The organism is Pseudomonas sp. MLB6B, from assembly GCF_054508135.1.
The window spans coordinates 1,779,301-1,796,044 of sequence record NZ_CP199313.1 but is presented as its reverse complement, the minus strand read 5'-3'; the positions used below and the strand labels follow the sequence as shown (position 1 = coordinate 1,796,044).

At 66.1% G+C, this 16,744-nt stretch carries 17 protein-coding genes; 7 read left to right on the top strand and 10 right to left on the bottom strand.

Going from position 1 to position 16,744, the window contains the following annotated elements:
• The first annotated feature begins 20 nt into the window (after window positions 1–20).
• The 3 genes from algW (at window position 21) to rhlB (ending at window position 3,602) form a co-directional block, all read left to right on the top strand.
• Entirely contained in the window at window positions 21–1,184 is a 1,164-nt protein-coding gene (gene algW / locus ACSMEV_RS07765) for a Do family serine endopeptidase AlgW (RefSeq protein WP_459207905.1), read from the top strand.
• 211 nt (window positions 1,185–1,395) lie between these two features.
• Window positions 1,396–2,052: an alpha/beta hydrolase gene (locus ACSMEV_RS07760; protein WP_459207904.1), complete on the top strand. Its 657-nt coding sequence runs from the start codon at window positions 1,396–1,398 to the stop codon at window positions 2,050–2,052.
• Window positions 2,053–2,156: 104 nt separating this feature from the next.
• The gene (gene rhlB, locus ACSMEV_RS07755; RefSeq protein ID WP_459207903.1) at window positions 2,157–3,602 is read left to right on the top strand and encodes an ATP-dependent RNA helicase RhlB; all 1,446 of its coding nucleotides are present in this window, start codon (window positions 2,157–2,159) and stop codon (window positions 3,600–3,602) included.
• Between the two features lie 35 nt (window positions 3,603–3,637).
• Here the strand turns inward: rhlB and moaE are convergent, their stop codons facing one another.
• The 4 genes from moaE to ACSMEV_RS07735 form a co-directional block, all read right to left on the bottom strand.
• Complete coding sequence (gene moaE / locus ACSMEV_RS07750) at window positions 3,638–4,084, bottom strand: molybdopterin synthase catalytic subunit MoaE (RefSeq protein WP_459207902.1); 447 nt, start codon at window positions 4,082–4,084, stop codon at window positions 3,638–3,640.
• 2 nt (window positions 4,085–4,086) lie between these two features.
• Complete coding sequence (locus ACSMEV_RS07745; RefSeq protein WP_459207901.1) at window positions 4,087–4,332, bottom strand: MoaD/ThiS family protein; 246 nt, start codon at window positions 4,330–4,332, stop codon at window positions 4,087–4,089.
• The gene (gene moaC / locus ACSMEV_RS07740) at window positions 4,329–4,802 is read right to left on the bottom strand and encodes a cyclic pyranopterin monophosphate synthase MoaC (RefSeq protein ID WP_459207900.1); all 474 of its coding nucleotides are present in this window, start codon (window positions 4,800–4,802) and stop codon (window positions 4,329–4,331) included. The genes ACSMEV_RS07745 and moaC overlap by 4 nt, the downstream gene beginning before the upstream one ends.
• A gap of 92 nt (window positions 4,803–4,894) precedes the next feature.
• On the bottom strand, window positions 4,895–6,289 hold the full coding sequence (locus tag ACSMEV_RS07735) for a PhoH family protein (RefSeq protein ID WP_296264572.1): 1,395 nt from the start codon (window positions 6,287–6,289) through the stop codon (window positions 4,895–4,897).
• A 119-nt stretch (window positions 6,290–6,408) separates the two neighbouring features.
• Here ACSMEV_RS07735 and ACSMEV_RS07730 point away from each other — a divergent pair, with 119 nt between their 5' ends.
• Entirely contained in the window at window positions 6,409–6,558 is a 150-nt protein-coding gene (locus ACSMEV_RS07730) for a hypothetical protein (RefSeq protein WP_459207899.1), read from the top strand.
• A 19-nt stretch (window positions 6,559–6,577) separates the two neighbouring features.
• On the opposite strand, the gene ACSMEV_RS07725 is transcribed toward ACSMEV_RS07730, so the two are convergent.
• Complete coding sequence (locus ACSMEV_RS07725) at window positions 6,578–7,711, bottom strand: polysaccharide deacetylase family protein (protein WP_459207898.1); 1,134 nt, start codon at window positions 7,709–7,711, stop codon at window positions 6,578–6,580.
• 135 nt (window positions 7,712–7,846) lie between these two features.
• On the opposite strand from ACSMEV_RS07725, the gene yaaA reads away from it, so the two are divergent.
• Complete coding sequence (yaaA, locus tag ACSMEV_RS07720; protein WP_459207897.1) at window positions 7,847–8,626, top strand: peroxide stress protein YaaA; 780 nt, start codon at window positions 7,847–7,849, stop codon at window positions 8,624–8,626.
• Between the two features lie 64 nt (window positions 8,627–8,690).
• Here yaaA and ACSMEV_RS07715 read toward each other — a convergent pair whose 3' ends face one another.
• Window positions 8,691–9,446 (bottom strand): hypothetical protein, encoded by a 756-nt coding sequence (locus ACSMEV_RS07715; RefSeq protein WP_459207896.1) that lies wholly within the window; start codon window positions 9,444–9,446, stop codon window positions 8,691–8,693.
• A gap of 267 nt (window positions 9,447–9,713) precedes the next feature.
• On the opposite strand from ACSMEV_RS07715, the gene ACSMEV_RS07710 reads away from it, so the two are divergent.
• Complete coding sequence (locus ACSMEV_RS07710; RefSeq protein WP_459208307.1) at window positions 9,714–10,178, top strand: multidrug transporter; 465 nt, start codon at window positions 9,714–9,716, stop codon at window positions 10,176–10,178.
• A gap of 114 nt (window positions 10,179–10,292) precedes the next feature.
• On the opposite strand, the gene ptaA is transcribed toward ACSMEV_RS07710, so the two are convergent.
• Window positions 10,293–11,369, bottom strand: a complete 1,077-nt coding sequence (ptaA, locus tag ACSMEV_RS07705; protein ID WP_459207895.1) for a pyoverdine biosynthesis transaminase PtaA — start codon at window positions 11,367–11,369, stop codon at window positions 10,293–10,295.
• Window positions 11,370–11,821: 452 nt separating this feature from the next.
• Here ptaA and ACSMEV_RS07700 point away from each other — a divergent pair, with 452 nt between their 5' ends.
• A complete protein-coding gene (locus ACSMEV_RS07700; RefSeq protein WP_459207894.1) occupies window positions 11,822–12,646 on the top strand; it encodes an SDR family oxidoreductase in 825 nt (274 codons plus the stop codon).
• On the opposite strand, the gene ACSMEV_RS07695 is transcribed toward ACSMEV_RS07700, so the two are convergent.
• The 3 genes from ACSMEV_RS07695 to ACSMEV_RS07685 are packed head-to-tail and all read right to left on the bottom strand — an operon-like array spanning window position 12,629 to window position 16,721.
• Window positions 12,629–14,086, bottom strand: coding sequence for an efflux transporter outer membrane subunit (locus tag ACSMEV_RS07695; protein WP_459207893.1), 1,458 nt, complete (start codon window positions 14,084–14,086; stop codon window positions 12,629–12,631). The genes ACSMEV_RS07700 and ACSMEV_RS07695 overlap by 18 nt on opposite strands.
• Entirely contained in the window at window positions 14,083–15,156 is a 1,074-nt protein-coding gene (locus ACSMEV_RS07690; RefSeq protein WP_459207892.1) for an HlyD family secretion protein, read from the bottom strand. Before ACSMEV_RS07690 ends, ACSMEV_RS07695 begins: the two co-directional genes overlap by 4 nt.
• Before the next feature lie 23 nt (window positions 15,157–15,179).
• Complete coding sequence (locus tag ACSMEV_RS07685; RefSeq protein WP_459207891.1) at window positions 15,180–16,721, bottom strand: MFS transporter; 1,542 nt, start codon at window positions 16,719–16,721, stop codon at window positions 15,180–15,182.
• Window positions 16,722–16,744 lie beyond the last annotated feature (23 nt).

Here is a 16,744-nt window from a genome sequence, read left to right as displayed (position 1 = left end):
CCACTCCCAGGATTCGTTCGATGCTCAAGGCTTTGCGTTACGTCGGCTGGCCCCTTCTGACCGGGATCATGATCGCGCTGCTGGTGATCCAGCGTTTCCCCCAATGGGTGGGCCTGCCCAGCCAGGACGTCAACCTGCAACAGGCGCCGCAGAGCGGCCAAGTGGTCCAGGGGCCGGTGTCGTACGCCGACGCCGTGACCCGCGCGGCCCCGGCGGTGGTCAACCTTTACACCACCAAGGTGCTCAACAAGAACGCCGCCCACCCCCTGTTCGAAGACCCGCAGTTCCGCCGTTTCTTCGGCGACAACCTGCCCAAGCAGCGGCGCTGGGAGTCGAGCCTGGGCTCGGCGGTGATCATGAGCCCCGAGGGCTACCTGCTGACCAACAACCACGTCACCAGCGGCGCCGACCAGATCGTGGTGGCCCTCAAGGACGGCCGCGAAACCCTGGCGCGAGTGATCGGCAGCGACCCGGAAACCGACCTGGCGGTGCTCAAGATCGACCTCAAGGACCTGCCGGCCATCACCATCGGCCGCTCCGACACCCTGCGCATCGGAGACGTGTCGCTGGCCATCGGCAACCCGTTCGGCGTCGGCCAGACGGTGACCATGGGCATCATCAGCGCCACCGGGCGCAACCAGTTGGGCCTGAACAACTACGAAGACTTCATCCAGACCGACGCGGCGATCAACCCCGGCAACTCCGGTGGCGCGCTGGTCGATGCCAACGGCAACCTCACCGGCATCAACACCGCGATCTTTTCCAAGTCCGGCGGCTCCCAGGGCATCGGCTTCGCCATTCCGGTGAAGCTGGCGCTGGAGGTGATGAAGTCGATCGTCGAGCATGGGCAGGTGATTCGTGGCTGGCTGGGCATCGAAGTGCAGCCGCTGAGCCCGGAGCTGGCCGAATCGTTCGGCCTCAAGGGCCGTCCGGGCATCGTCGTCGCCGGGATCTTCCGTGAAGGCCCGGCGGCGCGGGCCGGGTTGCAGGTCGGCGACGTGATCCTGAGCATCAACGGCGAGCCGGCCGGCGATGGCCGCAAGTCGATGAACCAGGTGGCGCGGATCAAACCCAGCAACAAGGTGGCCATCGAAGTGATGCGCAACGGCAAGCAGCTCAAGCTTATCGCCGAGGTCGGTCTGCGCCCGCCACCGGCGCCGGTGGCCAAGCAGGAAGAGAAGTAACCGCCGAGACGACGACGCAGGGCGGCGTCAAAACCTGTAGGGTGATGCGATGCGTTCGCCCTTGGGCCTGAGCGTGAAGTCTCGAACGTCGACCGAGCTGCTCCCAACGCAGCACGAGCGAGTGCCCAAGACTTTCGCACAGACCTCACACACTCACTGGCTGGCGCTTTCCCGCACTGGAACGGGAAAGCGCCCCCTTCATGGAGCCGCTATGACCGACCCGTTGATTCTCGAACCGCAAAAAACCGCCGATGCCTGCGTCATCTGGCTGCACGGTCTTGGTGCCGACCGCTACGACTTCCTGCCGGTGGCCGAAGCCTTGCAGGGGGGCCTGCTCAGCACGCGCTTCATCATGCCCCAGGCGCCTACCCGCGCGGTGACCATCAACGGCGGCTACGCCATGCCCAGCTGGTACGACATCAAGGCGATGAGCCCGGCACGGGCCATCGACGAGGCGCAGCTGGACGAATCGGCCGCTCAGGTGGTGGCGCTGATCGAGGCCGAGCGCAGCAAGGGCATCGACCTGTCGCGCATCTTCCTCGCCGGCTTCTCCCAAGGCGGCGCGGTGGTCCTGCATACCGCCTATGTCGCCTGGCAGGAAGCCCTGGGCGGCGTGCTGGCATTGTCGACCTACGCCCCGACCTTCGGCGACGGACACCAGCTCAGCGCCTGCCAGCAGCGTACGCCGGCGTTATGCCTGCATGGCGTGCACGACCCGGTGGTGATCCCGTCGATGGGCCGTACCGCTTTCGAATACCTCAAGCAGTGGGGCGTGGCGGCAGAGTGGAAGGAATACCCGATGGAGCACCAAGTGCTACCGGCGCAGATTCAGGACATCTTCGATTGGCTGGCCGCGCGCCTGCGCTGATCGGCGCCGCCACCTTGTAGTTGCCTGCGAACCGTACTACGCCGCGCATGGAACTTGCTTTACACTGCCCGGCGTATATTCCTTAATCAGTTGATGAGACGACCGTGCTCAAGGCACTCAAGAAACTATTCGGCAAGGACGAGACCGCCCCTCAGGCCGCCGCGCCCGCTGCCCCCGCGATGCAACCGCCGCCGGCCGCCATTGCGCCGGCTTCCCCGCCATCTCCGGCGCCGACTCACGTCACTCCGCCCGTGCCTACGGCCGTCAGCGAGCCTGTCGAAGCTGCCGCCAAGCCCAAAGCCCGTCGCGAGCGCAAGCCCAAGCCGCAGGCCTCGCTGTGGAAGCTGGAAGATTTCGTCGTCGAGCCGGCCGAGGGCAAGACGCGCTTTCACGACTTCAAGCTGTCGCCCGAACTGATGCACGCCATCCACGACCTGGGCTTCCCGTACTGCACGCCGATCCAGGCGCAGGTGCTGGGGCACACCCTGCGCGGCCAGGACGCCATCGGTCGCGCGCAGACCGGCACCGGCAAGACCGCAGCCTTCCTGATCTCGATCATCGCCCAGCTGCAACAGACGCCGCCGCCCAAGGAGCGTTACATGGGCGAGCCGCGCGCGCTGATCATCGCCCCCACCCGTGAGCTGGTGGTGCAGATCGCCAAGGACGCGGCGGCGCTGACCAAATACAGCGGCCTGAACGTCATGACCTTCGTCGGCGGCATGGATTTCGACAAGCAGCTCAAGGCCCTCGAAGCCCGCCACTGCGACATCCTGGTAGCGACGCCGGGTCGCTTGATGGACTTCCATCAGCGCGGTGAGGTGCACCTGGACATGGTCGAAGTGATGGTGCTGGACGAAGCCGACCGCATGCTCGACATGGGCTTCATCCCCCAGGTACGGCAGATCATCCGCCAGACCCCGCCCAAGGTGGAGCGCCAGACCCTGCTGTTCTCGGCTACGTTCACGGACGATGTGATGAACCTGGCCAAGCAGTGGACCACCGAGCCCGCCATCGTCGAGATCGAGCCGGAGAACGTGGCCAGCGACACCGTCGAGCAGCACGTCTACGCCGTGGCCGGCAGCGACAAGTACAAGCTGCTGTACAACCTGGTGACACAGAACGGCTGGTCGCGGGTGATGGTCTTCGCCAATCGCAAGGACGAGGTGCGGCGCATCGAAGAGCGTCTGGTGCGCGACGGCATCAACGCCGCGCAGTTGTCGGGCGACGTACCGCAGCACAAACGAATCCGCACCCTGGAAAACTTCCGTGAGGGCCGCGTGACCGTGCTGGTGGCCACCGACGTGGCGGGCCGCGGCATCCACATCGGCGGCATCAGCCACGTGATCAACTTCACCCTGCCCGAAGATCCGGACGATTACGTGCACCGTATCGGCCGCACTGGGCGTGCCGGGGCCAACGGCGTGTCGATCAGCTTTGCCGGGGAAGACGACTCGTACCAGTTGCCGGCCATCGAGGAACTGCTGGGGCGCAAGATCAAATGCGAAATGCCGCCTGACGAGTTGCTCAAACCCGTAGCGCGCAAACCCTAGGCTCTTGGGAGCGGGCGCCGCCCGCTCCCAGGCGATCACCAGCGCTGTGCCGCATCCTGGTCGCTCTGTTTACCCTCGACCCAACGCGGTCCCTCGCCCGTGGCTTCCTTCTTCCAGAATGGGGCACGGGTCTTCAGGTAATCCATTATGAAGTCGCATGCGGCGAACGCCGCCTGACGGTGCGCGCTGGCCACGCCGACGAAGACGATCGGCTCGCCCGGCGCCAATGTGCCGATGCGGTGCAACACCTCGACCTTGAGCAGCGGCCAACGCTGTTCGGCCTCGGCCACGATCTTGCCCAGGGCTTTCTCCGTCATGCCGGGGTAGTGTTCGAGGAACATGCCTGCTACCTCGCGACCGTCGTTGAAGTCACGCACGTAGCCCACGAAGCTCACCACCGCGCCCACGCCGACGTTCGCCGCGTGCATAGCGTTGACCGCCTGGCCCGGATCGAAAGCGCCTTCCTGCACGCATACGGCCATGTTCAACCTCCGGTCACGGGTGGAAAGAATGCGACCTCGTCACCTTCTTCGAGCGGTTCGGCCAGCCGGCACAGGTCCTGGTTGCGCGCGCACATCAGGTTCCGCTCGGCCAGCACGGCATAGGCCTCGCCGCGGGCGATCAAGGCTTGACGCACATCGTCGACGCAAGCGAACTCACCTACCAGGGCTTCGCCGTCCAGGCCCAACTGCTCTCGATAACGAGCGAAATACACCACCTGCACGTTCATGAGGCGCCCGCCATGAAGTCGCCGCTCTTGCCGCCGCGCTTTTCCAGCAGGCGCACCTGCTCGATGACCATGCCTTTATCCACCGCTTTGCACATGTCGTAGATCGTCAGCGCGGCCACGCTGGCCGCTGTCAGCGCCTCCATCTCCACGCCAGTCTGCCCGGCCAACTTGCAACGCGCTTGGATCAGCACACAGGCGTCGTCTTCGGCGCGCAACTCGACTTTGACGCTGGTCAGCATCAGTGGATGACAGAGGGGAATCAGGTCGCTGGTCTTCTTCGCCGCCTGGATGCCGGCGATACGCGCCACGGCGAACACGTCGCCCTTGGGGTGCTCGCCCTCGACGATCATGCGCAGGGTCTGCGGCAGCATGCGCACGCGGGCCTCGGCCACCGCTTCGCGGGCGGTGACGGCTTTCTCGGTGACGTCGACCATGTTGGCCCGCCCCTGGGAATCAAGGTGTGTCAGCACTGCTCTGCTCCTGTGAAGGGAGCGGCGAGTGTAAACCCAGGGCCAGGCTTGCGCAGAGAAAAATCGGGCGGCGTACCGCCCGATGTCCGACCTTACATGTGCGACTCGGCGTATTCGGCCAGTACCGAACGCGGCACCCCTTGCAGGGTGATGTGCACGCCGTGGGGGAAGTCCTTGAAGCGCTCGGTGAGGTAGGTCAGGCCGGAGCTTGTGGCAGACAGGTAGGGGGTGTCGATCTGCGCCAGGTTGCCCAGACAGACCACTTTGGAGCCGGCACCTGCCCGGGTGATGATGGTTTTCATCTGGTGCGGGGTCAGGTTCTGGCATTCGTCGATCAGGATCAGGCTCTGCTGGAAGCTGCGCCCGCGTATGTAATTGAGCGATTTGAACTGCAACGGCACCCGCTCGAGGATGTATTCGACGCTGCCGTGGGTGCTCTCGTCGTCCATATGCAGGGCTTCGAGGTTGTCGGTGATGGCGCCCAGCCAAGGCTCCATCTTCTCGGCCTCGGTGCCGGGCAGGAAACCGATCTCCTGGTCCAGGCCCTGCACGCTGCGGGTGGCGATGATGCGCCGGTAGCGCTTGCTGACCATGGTCTGCTCGATGGCCGCAGCCAGGGCCAGGATGGTCTTGCCTGAACCGGCGGCACCGGTCAGATTGACCAGGTGGATATCGGGGTCGAGCAGCGCGAACAGCGCCAGGCTCTGGTGGATGTCACGCGGCTTCAGACCCCAGGCTTCCTGATGCAGCAGCGGTTCCTGGTGCAGGTCGAGCAGCAGCAGCTCGCCCTCGCGTGCGCCCTTGATCCAGCCCACGAAGCCCTGTTCGTCGATGATGAATTCGTTGACGTGCACCGCCGGCAGGGCCTCGGCCAGTTGCACACGGTGCCAGGTGCGCCCGCGCTCCTGGCGGGTATCGACCTTGCTGACGCGGTCCCAGAACGAGCCTTTGACCGAATGGTAGCCTTTGGACAGCAGGGACACGTCGTCGACCAGCTGGTCGGTGCTGTAGTCCTCGGCGGCGATGCCGCAGGCGCGCGCCTTCAGGCGCATATTGATGTCTTTGGTGACCAGCACCACGTCGAGGTCGGTACGCTTGGCGCGCAGTTCCAGGAGCTGGTTGATGATGATGTTGTCGTTCAGGTGCGCAGGCAGCACATGGGTCGTTTCGTTGCGCGGGCTCATCAGGATCGACAGAAAGCCCTTCGGCCCACTCTTGCCACGCTGGATCGGCACGCCCTGCTCCACCGCACTGGGCGTGGCGTCGCCGAGGGTCTGGTCGATCAGGCGGATGGCCTGGCGGCAGTCGGCGGCGATCGATTGCTTGCCGGTCTTGAGCTTGTCGAGTTCCTCCAGCACGGTCATCGGCAGGGCGACGTGGTGCTCCTCGAAGTTGAGTAACGCGTTGGGGTCGTGAATCAGGACATTGGTATCGAGGACATAGAGGATTGGCTTGCTGGAGGAAGGGGTGCGTCCTTGGTCATCCATACTCGGTCACCTTATATCGAAGCCACGTAGCACGTGCCGCTGCGCTACAGATTGACCGCCGTTCTCCCCGTATCCGCGTCGTTACGGGCGGGGGGCGCACCTGGCAAGGAGGCGTCTGGATGACGCCACCTGTGCTGCAGGATTCGGCTGTCTGGCTTCTTTCATACCGCAAAACCCATGACGGGAAAAAGCACTTTCATGCGCAGATGAAGTTTATTTTTCCGATCGCCCAAACGACCTTGCGTACGGTCGAACGACGGCTAAAGTGATAGGCCTCGCCCTCGCGCTTCAGCGCGTCGACATGCCATAGGCGTGGCAGTCTTCCCAGGCCAGACCGCTCTGCGCGGTGTTCTCCAACAACCACTCGACGGCCGGCTGTGCCTTGTCCAGACCGTCGTGGAACTGCACCACGCCCTTGCGCCACAACAGCATCAAGGTCAGCACACGCTGCGCCGAGGCCTGGCTGTCGAGGGTGCCGTCGTCCTGGGCGTCGATGTCCCACAACGATACCTGCAACCCCTGGCCGGCCATGAAGCCGTCGCCATCGCTGCGCCGCTGCCCGTAGGGCGGACGGAACAACGGCACGTACTGCGCCGGCAGATCGCTCTGCACCCGCGCCTGGCTGCGCCGCAGCGAGTCCTGCCAGCCCTGCCACTGCGCATGGGAGCGGTATTCCCAGCCCTGGATGCCGACGCATTGGCGCGCATACAACGCGCGCAGCGCCTCGACCGAGCTGGCGCCGCGACGCTGCTGCAAGCGGTTGCCGAGCACGAAGAAGGTCCCCTCGACCCGCTGGCGCCGCAGGTAGTCGGTCAGCCCGTCGGTGGCGCCGCCGGGCGCACTCGGGCCGCCGACGAAGCTCAGCAGGAACACCCGGTCGTTCAGGGTTTCGCCATCGCGCTCGGCGTCCGAGAGCCGCTCCACTTCGCTGGAGGTCTGGCCGAGCAGCGCTGCCTTGCGCAACTGCTCGTCGAGGTAGCGCTGGTGGAAGCGGTAGCTCGGTTCCACCCAGCCGCTGTAGAACTCGCCGACATCGTCGGCGAATTGCGCGGCCTGGGTGCGTAACTCGGCAAGACTTTCCAGCGGATAGCAGAACGAGGCGTCCTGCTCGCAGCTCAGCTGCGCCTGCTGGTAGTTCATCCACAGCCGTTGCCAGAGCCGCGCGCGCACGGCGCGCACCTTCTGCACGTTGACCTGGCGCAGGCCCAGGCGCGCCGCCAGCGCCGCTTCGTCGAGCTGCTCGCTGTCGTTGAGCGCGCGCGCGAAAGAGAGGATTTCCGCACGCGACGCGACGTCAAACAGCACGGGGCTGTCCAGCCGCTCGGGCCACGCTGCGCGGTCGAGGCTGACGTAGGGCGAGGCGGGCGCGGCCTGTACGGCCAGGCTCAACAAGCCGGTCAGCAGGCCCAAGGCAATGCGCACGATCGATCACTCCGCAAAAGACATGGCCGGCACTATAGCCTCTGCCCCGCCTGAGGTCTGCGTTCGTCGCCACGCCGATTTGGCCTGGCGCGACCTGCGCCGTAGAATCTCCCATCGACTTCAGGAGCCGAACCGATGCTGACGGTGATTTCCCCCGCCAAGACCCTCGACTACGACACCCCGCCCGTCATCGAGCGCTTCACCCTGCCGCAGCACCTCGAACACACCGAGTTGCTCATCGCACAACTGCGCGAGCTGACCCCGGCGCAGATCGCCGCCCTGATGCACCTCTCCGACAAGCTCGCCGGCCTCAACGCCGCGCGCTTCGGCAGCTGGAGTGCCGAATTCAGCCCGGCCAACGCCAAGCAGGCGCTGCTCGCCTTCAAGGGCGACGTCTACACGGGCCTGGATGCCGAAAGCCTCGGCGAAGACGACTTCAGCTATGCCCAGGACCACCTGCGCATGCTCTCGGGCCTCTATGGCCTACTGCGCCCTCTCGACCTGATGCAGCCTTATCGCCTGGAGATGGGCACCAAGCTGGCCAACCCGCGTGGCAAGGACCTCTACGCCTTCTGGGACACGCGCATCAGCCAATGGCTGAACCAGGCCCTGGCCGACCAGGGCGACGACCTGCTGCTGAACCTGGCCAGCAATGAGTACTTCGGCGCGGTCAAACGCAGCGCGCTCAAGGCCCGGGTGATCGACGTCGACTTCAAGGACTTGAAGAACGGCCAGCACAAGATCATCAGTTTCTATGCCAAGAAAGCGCGGGGCATGATGAGCCGCTTCGTGATCCAGCAGCGCATCGAAGACCCGCAACAGCTGCAGGGCTTCGATGAACAGGGCTACTACTACAGCGCTGAGCAGTCCAAGCCTGACCATCTGGTGTTCTTGCGCGACCAGGCGCCGGTCTGAGGCGATGGCAACGCCACGCGCGCCCGTTCCTCGCAAACGGCGCGCGCATGGATACATTGAGCGTTTACAGATCGAGCATCAGCGAGCCTTTGCTTCTGTAGGGCTGGCTCAAGTACGAGAATTCCACCTCAAACTGGATCTCGATGCTCTGACCAGGTGTGAACGTTACCTTACTAGGGACGAACAGCGTGGCCGGTACGACCGACTGGTGGAGGGTCATAAACACGTCGCCCACGGTCGGGTTCGCAGGATCTTGATAATTCAAGGTCAACAACGCACCTAGCGAATTCAAGCCGCCCTGGACGTTCTCGTCCTGCCTTACCCAGACCGAGCCCGGTTTGTCGGACGTGCCGGAATAGCTGAAGTGGTCGGCGACGAACCCTGCATTGGTCGCCAGTTCGGGCTCGAAGGTGGCTGACGCTACACCTGAAGCGCCGGCTTTCGCTGCCGGTGTCGCCGTCACCGAAAACGCGCCATCCCTGACTTCTATTTCACGGTCATTCTCGTCGACGGCCGTAAATTCGAACTTGCCCTGGATGATCACCCGGTCGCTCTCGCCCCGTTTGAAACCCTTGAGTTTGCCGCGTACCGCCGCCCCCGAATGGTCGCCGCCCACATAGGCCGAGATGCCGTGCTCGCCGATGTTGTAATTACCGTCGGCAAGCTCCTCGGGAAAACCGATGTAGATGAACTGGTCCCTGTCATTAATGCCGATGACCCCACCGGATGGGTCGATCGTGGTGGTGAGGGACGTGGTTTTACCGTCGATGGTGGCGCTCATGTAGCCTTGATCGTGAATGGCGTGCTCGGAAGTAGTCATGTCAGTTCCTTATGCGCATGGCGTCGTAGTTGGGGAGTGTTGCTGCCTGTCAGGCTGCGCTTGGCGACTACCGTAGAACCAACGGCGCTCAATCTGTACTGGCAGAAATGCCAGGCGCCCGAACCGCACGCGCCGCCAGCTGTGTGCTCGAGCCGCGTCCTGCCACAGACCCATGCCCCACACTGCACACAGCGTTCAAGGTGCTTTGAACCCCAGATGAATACCGCTAGCATGGCCAAACCATTTCCCATCCAGGCTCGCATTTCCATGCTCATCGGCGCGTTGCTGCTGCTCACTTGGCTGGCCCTGCTGTTGCGCTATCCGCAAAAGGCCCTGCCGCTGTCTTTGGCAGCCGTGCTGGGGCTGGGTCTGGTCGCAGCCTGGGTCGCCTGGCAAGACAGCCGCGAAGCCTCGCAACTGGCGCGGCTCGATCTGCGACTGAGCTATGCGCCCGATCATTGCCCGGCCGATCGGCCTTTGCAGGTGCAGATGAAGAACGCCAACACGGCGCCACTGAGCGAACTGCGCTGGCGCATCGCCGCCTATGCGCCGGGCGACACCGTCAACCTCGCCGAAAGCACATACAGCGCGCCGCGCTACCGCGGGCCGGGCGAGTTGCAGGCCGGTGCCCAATGGAGTGACTGCCTGCCGCTACCGCCACTGCGCAGTGGCTATCGCCCGCAGACCCTGGAATTTCGTGCCGAACACCTGCAAGGGCGCTTCGCCAACTGAGCGGCGCGTGCGGGGAGCGATGAGCCGAACGCCTACCTATGCTTCCGGAATACTCCGTCATGAGCCTGAAGGCCCGGCGTCCACAACCAAGCCCCGTGGCCGAAGGCGCCCGGCTCAGCTCATCACTTGGAAGAACGCCTCCTCGAAGCGTCGCATTTGCCCCGCATCGCCGACGCTGACCCGCAGCCAGGTCGGCCAGCTCGGCCAGACCCGCCCCACCAGCACCTGCGCCTTGGCCAACGCCTCCCCTACACCCTCGGCCGGCCGCCGCACATCAACCATGAAACAGTTGGCCTGCGAGGCCGTGCAGCGCCAGCCTGCCTCTCGCAACCGCGCCAGGGTCGCGTCGCGCAGGCGCTGGTTGTCGCGCTTGCGCTGCGCGACCAGGGGGCCGTCCTGCAAGCTGGTCAAGGCGCCGCGCAGGCTGGGCTCGGCAGCGACGTTGTAGCCGTCGAACGCCTCCAGTCGCGCCAGCAGCGCGGGCTGCCCGATGGCCAACCCCACGCGGGCGCCAGCCATGCCGTACAGTTTGGAGAAGGTACGCAGCACCAGCAGATTGGGGTGCTTGGCGATCAACGGAATGCAACTGGGCGCATCGCTGAAGTGGATGTAGGCCTCGTCGACCACCACCACGGCGTCGGGTGGCGCCTTGGCGATGATCCGCTCCAGCGCTGCCGCAGGAGTCAGGGTGCCGGTGGGGTTGTTGGGATTGCACAGATAGAGCATGCCCGGAGCAGCGTCGGCGGCCAGCATGGCGTCCACATCGTGGGCGTGCTGGGCATTCAGGGGTATGGCGTGCACCTGGGTGCCACGCGCCTGAGCGGTGTCGACCGGCGCTTCGTAGGAGGGTTCGGCCATCACCAGACTGCGCGGGCCGGTGAAGGCATGCACGGCGTATTGCAGGGCCAGCTTGGAGCCGCAGAACACCTGCACTTGGTCTTCGCTCAAGCCGTTCTGCCGCGCGAACACCTCGATCAGTTGGTACTGCAATGGGTAGGGATAGCGGCCACAGCCAGCGATGCCTGCCTGCATGGCCGCTTGCGCCGCCGCGCTCGGTCCATGCGGGCTCTCGTTGTAGTTGAGCCGCACGGGTGATGGATCGGTAGACGCTGGCAGTGCCCAGCTGACCTGGCTGAGCAACGGCAGGGCCGCACCGAGACTGACGAGACGACGCCGCGATAAACCTTCCATGTGGTGGTGCCTCCAAGGGGGTCGATGTCTAGATGACGCCTGGAGTGGAACGGTCTTTAGGGTGGCACGAAGCCATGCCGACCGTTCCAAAGGGGGTCTGCAATGCCTGGTACCAGTCAATTGAGCTAAACAGCATTGATTAGGGCTGATCGGAACGGCGAACCGGCCGCTCCAACAGGATTTCTGGGAGGTATGCTGGGTGCAGGTCTTGCAGTCGATCAGTATTTGTCGAAACGGCTTTAGCCGCGATGGCCTGCGCAGCAGGCTTTATTCAGGCAGGCATCGTAGAGCACCTGACGCAACCGATCGCAGTCATCAGGCCTGCTTTACAGGCCGTTGCGGCTCCGATTGCTCAACGGACCGGCATTGGCCTGCAATACCACATGACCGCGCGCATTGCCCGCCCCACTCTGCCAGACTCCCCCTCCCAGCCCTCGCCACGGTCCCACGCCATGCCCACTGCTTTGATCACCGGTTGTTCCAGCGGCATCGGCCGCGCCCTGGCCGACGCTTTGCGCGATGCGGGCTACCAGGTCTGGGCAACGGCGCGGCAAGCCGGCGACGTCGAGCGCCTGGCAACGGCGGGTTTCACCGCCCGTACGCTGGACGTCAACGACCGCCCTGCGCTGCTGCGCCTGGCCGATGAGATGCAGGCGAGCGGCGCAGGCCTCGACCTGCTGGTCAACAACGCCGGCTACGGCGCCATGGGTCCGCTGCTCGACGGCGGCGCCGAGGCGCTGCGCCAGCAATTCGAAACCAATGTGTTCGCCCTGGTGGACGTGACCCGGGTGTTCTTTCCGCTGCTGCGCCGCAGCCAAGGCACGGTGGTCAACGTCGGCAGCGTGTCGGGCGTGCTGGTCACGCCGTTCGCCGGCGCCTACTGCGCTTCCAAAGCGGCCGTGCACGCCTTGAGCGACGCCCTACGCCTGGAGCTGTCACCGTTCGGCATCGCCGTCATGCAAGTGCAGCCCGGCGCCATCGCCTCGCAGTTCGCCAGCACTGCCCAGCGTCAGGCGTCCGAGGTGTTGCGGGCCGACTCGCCGTGGTGGCCCTTGCGTGCACAGGTCGAGGCGCGTGCCCGGGCCTCCCAGGACCATCCCACTCCCGCTGCGCAGCTCGCCCGCGGCGTGCTCGCCGCGCTGCAACGGCGCCCGCTGCCGGCCGTGGTGCGCTTGGGCAATGGCAGCGCTGCCCTGCCCCTGCTCGCCAGGCTGGTGCCGCGGCGCCTGCTGGACTGGGCGCTGCGCAAGCGTTTCGGGTTACTGCGACGGCTGTGACGCAGACGCCGTCTCGAACGCCTCCCAGCCCCCGCCCAACGCCTTGTACAAGCCCACCATGGCCTGGGCCACCGCCGCCGAGCTGTCGATCCACTGCTCCTCGCTGGCCAGCAGCGCGCTCTGCACGCTGAGCACGTTGAGAAAGTCCACCGCCCCTTCCACGTACTGGCGCTGCGCGGTGTGCAAGGCGATACGGTTCTGCCGCACGGCTTCGGCCAGGTGGTCACGGCGCAGTTGGCTGGCGTTGTACAGGCGCAGCACGTCGTCGATCTCGTGCCAAGCGCCGAGCACCGTCTTGCGGTAGTTCACCGCCGCTTCCTGCTGCTGCGCCTCGCGCAGTTGCAACACGCCCTTGAGCCGCCCGCCCTCGAAAATCGGCAGCGACAGTTGCGGGCCGATGGCGAAACGGCGCGCGCTCCAGCTGCCCAGGTCGGCCAGTTGCAGCGACTGCAAGCCCACGCTGCCCGACAAGCGGATGCTCGGGTAGAAGTCGGCTTGGGCCACGCCGATGCTGGCGGTGGCGGCATGCAGGCGCGCTTCGGCCTGGCGGATGTCCGGGCGGCGTGCGGCCAGTTGCGACGGCAGACCGATGGCGAAGCGCTGTTGCGGCTCGGGCACGGCCCCAGGCGCTAGCAATTGCGCCTGCAAGCGCCCGGGCGGCTCGGCGGCGAGCAGGCTCAGGGCGTTGATCAGGTCGTCGCGTCGGGCCTGCAAGGTGGGCAGGCGCGCCTCTATGGAAGCGACCTGCGCACTGGCCTGGGCCACGTCCAACTGGGTCGCCACCCCCTCGTTCAAACGGTCTTGCGACAGCTCCAGGCCGTGCTGGGCGAGCTTGAGGTTGTCTTCGGTGACGCCCAGCGTGCGCTGCACGGCACGCAGTTGGATGTAGTCGCGTGCGGTTTCGCCGAGCAGCGTCAGCAGCACGCCGCGGCGATCGTCCTCGGCCACCTGCACGTTGGCATCGGCCGCCTCCACCTGGCGCCGCACGCGGCCCCAGAGGTCCAACTCCCAGCCGGCGGTGAGGTCGCCCTGCCACAGGCTGTAAGCGGACTTGCCGGCGTTGCCGGACGGATCGTTCAGGCCTTCAGCGCTGTTGCGCGCACGGCTGTAGCCGGCCTCGGCGTCTACCGACGGCAGCTCCTCGCCGGCCACCGAGCTGCGCGCGGCGCGGCTCTGCAGCACACGGGCACTGGCCAGTTGCAGGTCGAGGTTGCGCGCCGTCACCTGTTCGATCAGAGCACTGAGACGGGCGTCGTGGAAGTTGTCCCACCAGCGCTGCTGGAGGGGGTCGGCGCTTGGCTGGCTGGACGCGGCCTCACCGCGCGGCGCCGACCACTGCGCCGGGGTCTGGCTGTGTGGCGCCTGGAAATCCGGGCCCAGGCTGCACCCGGCCAGGGCTGCGGCCAGCAGCAAAGGGCTGAAACGAACCATGGCCCTCATCGTGCGCTGACCTCGCGGCCGGCGGGGCTATCGACGTGGCTGTCGGCATCGGTCTCGATGGTGGCCTCGACGGACATGCCGACGCGCAACCGCTCCAAGCCGGGCTGGTCGGCATCGAAGACGATCTTCACCGGAATGCGCTGCACCACCTTGGTGAAGTTGCCGGTGGCGTTGTCGGGCTTGACCGCGGCGAAGGTCACTCCGGTGGCCGGCGCAATGCTCTGCACGTGGCCGTGCAGGCTGTGCCCGGCGAAGGTGTCGACCCGCAACTGCACCGGCTGGCCGGGCTGCACGTGGGTCAGTTGCGTCTCGAGGAAGTTGCCGACCACGTAGGCGTCGGCCAGCGGCACCACCGACAGCAGCCGCGTGCCGGGGCTGACGTAGGCACCGACACGCAGCGCGCGCTCGCCGACCATGCCGTCGACGGGTGCGGTGATGCGCGTGTACGACAAGTCCAGGCGCGCCTTTTCCACCTCGGCCTCGGCCTGCTTGAACTGGCCCTCGGCGCTGTCGCGCTGAGCGCTGAGCACATCCACCTGCTTGCGTGCGGCGAGCAAGGCCGCCGCGCTGTTGGCCTGCTGTGCGCGTGCCTGTTCGACCCGGCTGCGCGCCTGCTGGGCGTTCTGTACGGTGCCGGCGCCCTGCTCGGCCAGGCGCCCGTAACGGCCCACCTCATGCTCGGCGAAGGCCGTCTCGGCCTTGGCCGCTCGCACCGCCGCTTCGGCCTGGGCGATCAGCGCGGCCTGGCGCTCGAGGGTCGCCTGGGCGTTGGCGCGCTGTGCTTGGGCCACGCTCTGCCGGGCCAGGGCGGCGTCCAGCGCGGCTTGATAGTCGCGGTCGTCGAGGCTGGCGAGCAGTTGTCCGGTCTTGACCTGCTGGTTGTCCTCGACGAGCACCTGCTTGATGAAGCCGGCCACTTTCGGCGCGACCACGGTGTAGTCGGCCACCACGTAGGCGTCTTCGGTGCTTTGCCGGTGGTCGCTGCCCAGCAGCCAGCGGCCGGCGAGCACGGCCAGCGCCGCCATGGCGAGCACGCCGGCGATGATCAGGGTCTTGCGGTTGTCCTTCATGTCAGCGGTTCTCGGTCACAGGTTCAGGCCACCGCGCGTGGCGGGTAGACCCGGGTAGGTACGAAAGGAATCAGGCAGATCAGCGCAACGCCGATCCCTGCCATCACCAGATACAGGTCGGCCGAGGTCAGCACCTGGGCCTGTTCGTGGATGCGCTGGGCGAGCCCGGCGGCGCGGTCGTCGAGCTGGGGCGCGTTGCCCAGGCTGTCGACCAGGTGGTTGGAATGGAAATGCCGGCGCCAGGTGCCCAGCAGTTCCAGCACGGCCGTGGCCACCACCGCGGCCAGGCCCTTGACGGTGTTGAACCAGGCCGAGGCGAACGGCCCTTCCTGGGGGCTCATGCCGTTGGTCGAGAGCATCAAGAGCGGCAGCACCGCCATGGGCTGGCCGAACACCTGCAGCAGGTAGATCGGGTAGAAGTCATCGCGAATCCAGGCGCTGGTCAGCCCATTGCTGCCCAGGCACGACAGCACCAGCAGGCCCAGGCCTGCGGCCAGCACCCAGCGGCAATCGACGGCGCGCAGGTTGCACAGCGCCGCGGTCAGCGGCAGCGCGAGCAACTGCGGCAGCGCCACCAGCAGCATCAGCGGGCTGGTCTGCGCCGGCCGGTAGCCGTGGATCTGCGCCAGGTACGCCGACGGCAGGCTGCCCGAACCGGACAGCACCACCAGCACGCCGGCCAGGGTCACCAGCGCGAAGGCCAGATTGCGCCGCGACAGCAGCCGCAACTGGAAGAACGGCACCGGCTCCGACCACTCGTTGTACAGAAACAGCACCAGCAGCAAGCCACCGCTGCCCAGCAGCGCCGCGATCAGCGGCGAGTCGAACCAGCCCCAGCGATCGCCCAACGACAAACCCAGCACCAGGCAGCTCAAGGCCGGCAGCCCGAGCAGCACACCGCGCCAGTTGAACTGGGCGAAGCGCTCCAGGCGCAAAGGGTCTTGCGGCAAGCCCCAGGCCACGCAGGCCATGGCCAGCAGCGACGGGCCGATGATCTGCCAGAACGCCCATTGCCAGCCGACGTACTCGGTCCACAGCCCCGCCAGCGGTGTGCCCAGATTCGGACCAAAGGTGGCGGTCAGCGCATAGCAGGCCAGGCCGTAGATCTTGATGCCCGGCGGCAGGAAGCGCAGCGCCACGCTCATCAGCATCGGCGGCAAGGCGCCGGCCGCCAGCCCTTGCAGAATGCGCAGCAGCATCAGGCTGTGCAGGTTCGGCGCGAGAGGTTGCAGCAGACCGAACGCGGCGAACAGGGCGATGGCGCACAGGGTGAAACGGCGCAGGGAAAAAGTGGTGGCCAACCAGGGCGAAAAGGCCATGGCCGATACCGAAGCGGCGCTGTACACCGCCAGCAGCCAGGCGCCCTCGTCGGCGCCGATGCCCATGCCACCACGGATGTCGGCCAGCGACAGCTTGGTCACCGCTTCGTTGAGGCCGGCGCACAGCACCGCCAGCAACACGCCGAACAACCCGGTCACCACACGCGGACCGAACGCCGATTGCGCCGGCGCGGCCGCTGGCGGCGCAGAGGCGAGCGCCGCCGGTGGGTTGAGCGACACCGCCATGCCTGAAATCTCCAGCAATAATT

Excerpts from the sequence above, each read along its gene's own strand:
- ACSMEV_RS07695 (WP_459207893.1), bottom strand. The coding sequence starts at position 14,086 with ATGAGGGCCATGGTTCGTTTCAGCCCTTTGCTGCTGGCCGCAGCCCTG.
- moaE (WP_459207902.1), bottom strand. The coding sequence starts at position 4,084 with ATGGCCGTATGCGTGCAGGAAGGCGCTTTCGATCCGGGCCAGGCGGTC.
- ACSMEV_RS07685 (WP_459207891.1), bottom strand. The coding sequence starts at position 16,721 with ATGGCGGTGTCGCTCAACCCACCGGCGGCGCTCGCCTCTGCGCCGCCA.
- ACSMEV_RS07730 (WP_459207899.1), top strand. The coding sequence starts at position 6,409 with ATGACGCCACCTGTGCTGCAGGATTCGGCTGTCTGGCTTCTTTCATAC.
- ACSMEV_RS07760 (WP_459207904.1), top strand. The coding sequence starts at position 1,396 with ATGACCGACCCGTTGATTCTCGAACCGCAAAAAACCGCCGATGCCTGC.
- ACSMEV_RS07700 (WP_459207894.1), top strand. The coding sequence starts at position 11,822 with ATGCCCACTGCTTTGATCACCGGTTGTTCCAGCGGCATCGGCCGCGCC.
- ACSMEV_RS07710 (WP_459208307.1), top strand. The coding sequence starts at position 9,714 with ATGCTCATCGGCGCGTTGCTGCTGCTCACTTGGCTGGCCCTGCTGTTG.
- ACSMEV_RS07715 (WP_459207896.1), bottom strand. The coding sequence starts at position 9,446 with ATGACTACTTCCGAGCACGCCATTCACGATCAAGGCTACATGAGCGCC.
- ptaA (WP_459207895.1), bottom strand. The coding sequence starts at position 11,369 with ATGGAAGGTTTATCGCGGCGTCGTCTCGTCAGTCTCGGTGCGGCCCTG.
- yaaA (WP_459207897.1), top strand. The coding sequence starts at position 7,847 with ATGCTGACGGTGATTTCCCCCGCCAAGACCCTCGACTACGACACCCCG.
- algW (WP_459207905.1), top strand. The coding sequence starts at position 21 with ATGCTCAAGGCTTTGCGTTACGTCGGCTGGCCCCTTCTGACCGGGATC.
- ACSMEV_RS07690 (WP_459207892.1), bottom strand. The coding sequence starts at position 15,156 with ATGAAGGACAACCGCAAGACCCTGATCATCGCCGGCGTGCTCGCCATG.
- ACSMEV_RS07745 (WP_459207901.1), bottom strand. The coding sequence starts at position 4,332 with ATGAACGTGCAGGTGGTGTATTTCGCTCGTTATCGAGAGCAGTTGGGC.
- ACSMEV_RS07735 (WP_296264572.1), bottom strand. The coding sequence starts at position 6,289 with ATGGATGACCAAGGACGCACCCCTTCCTCCAGCAAGCCAATCCTCTAT.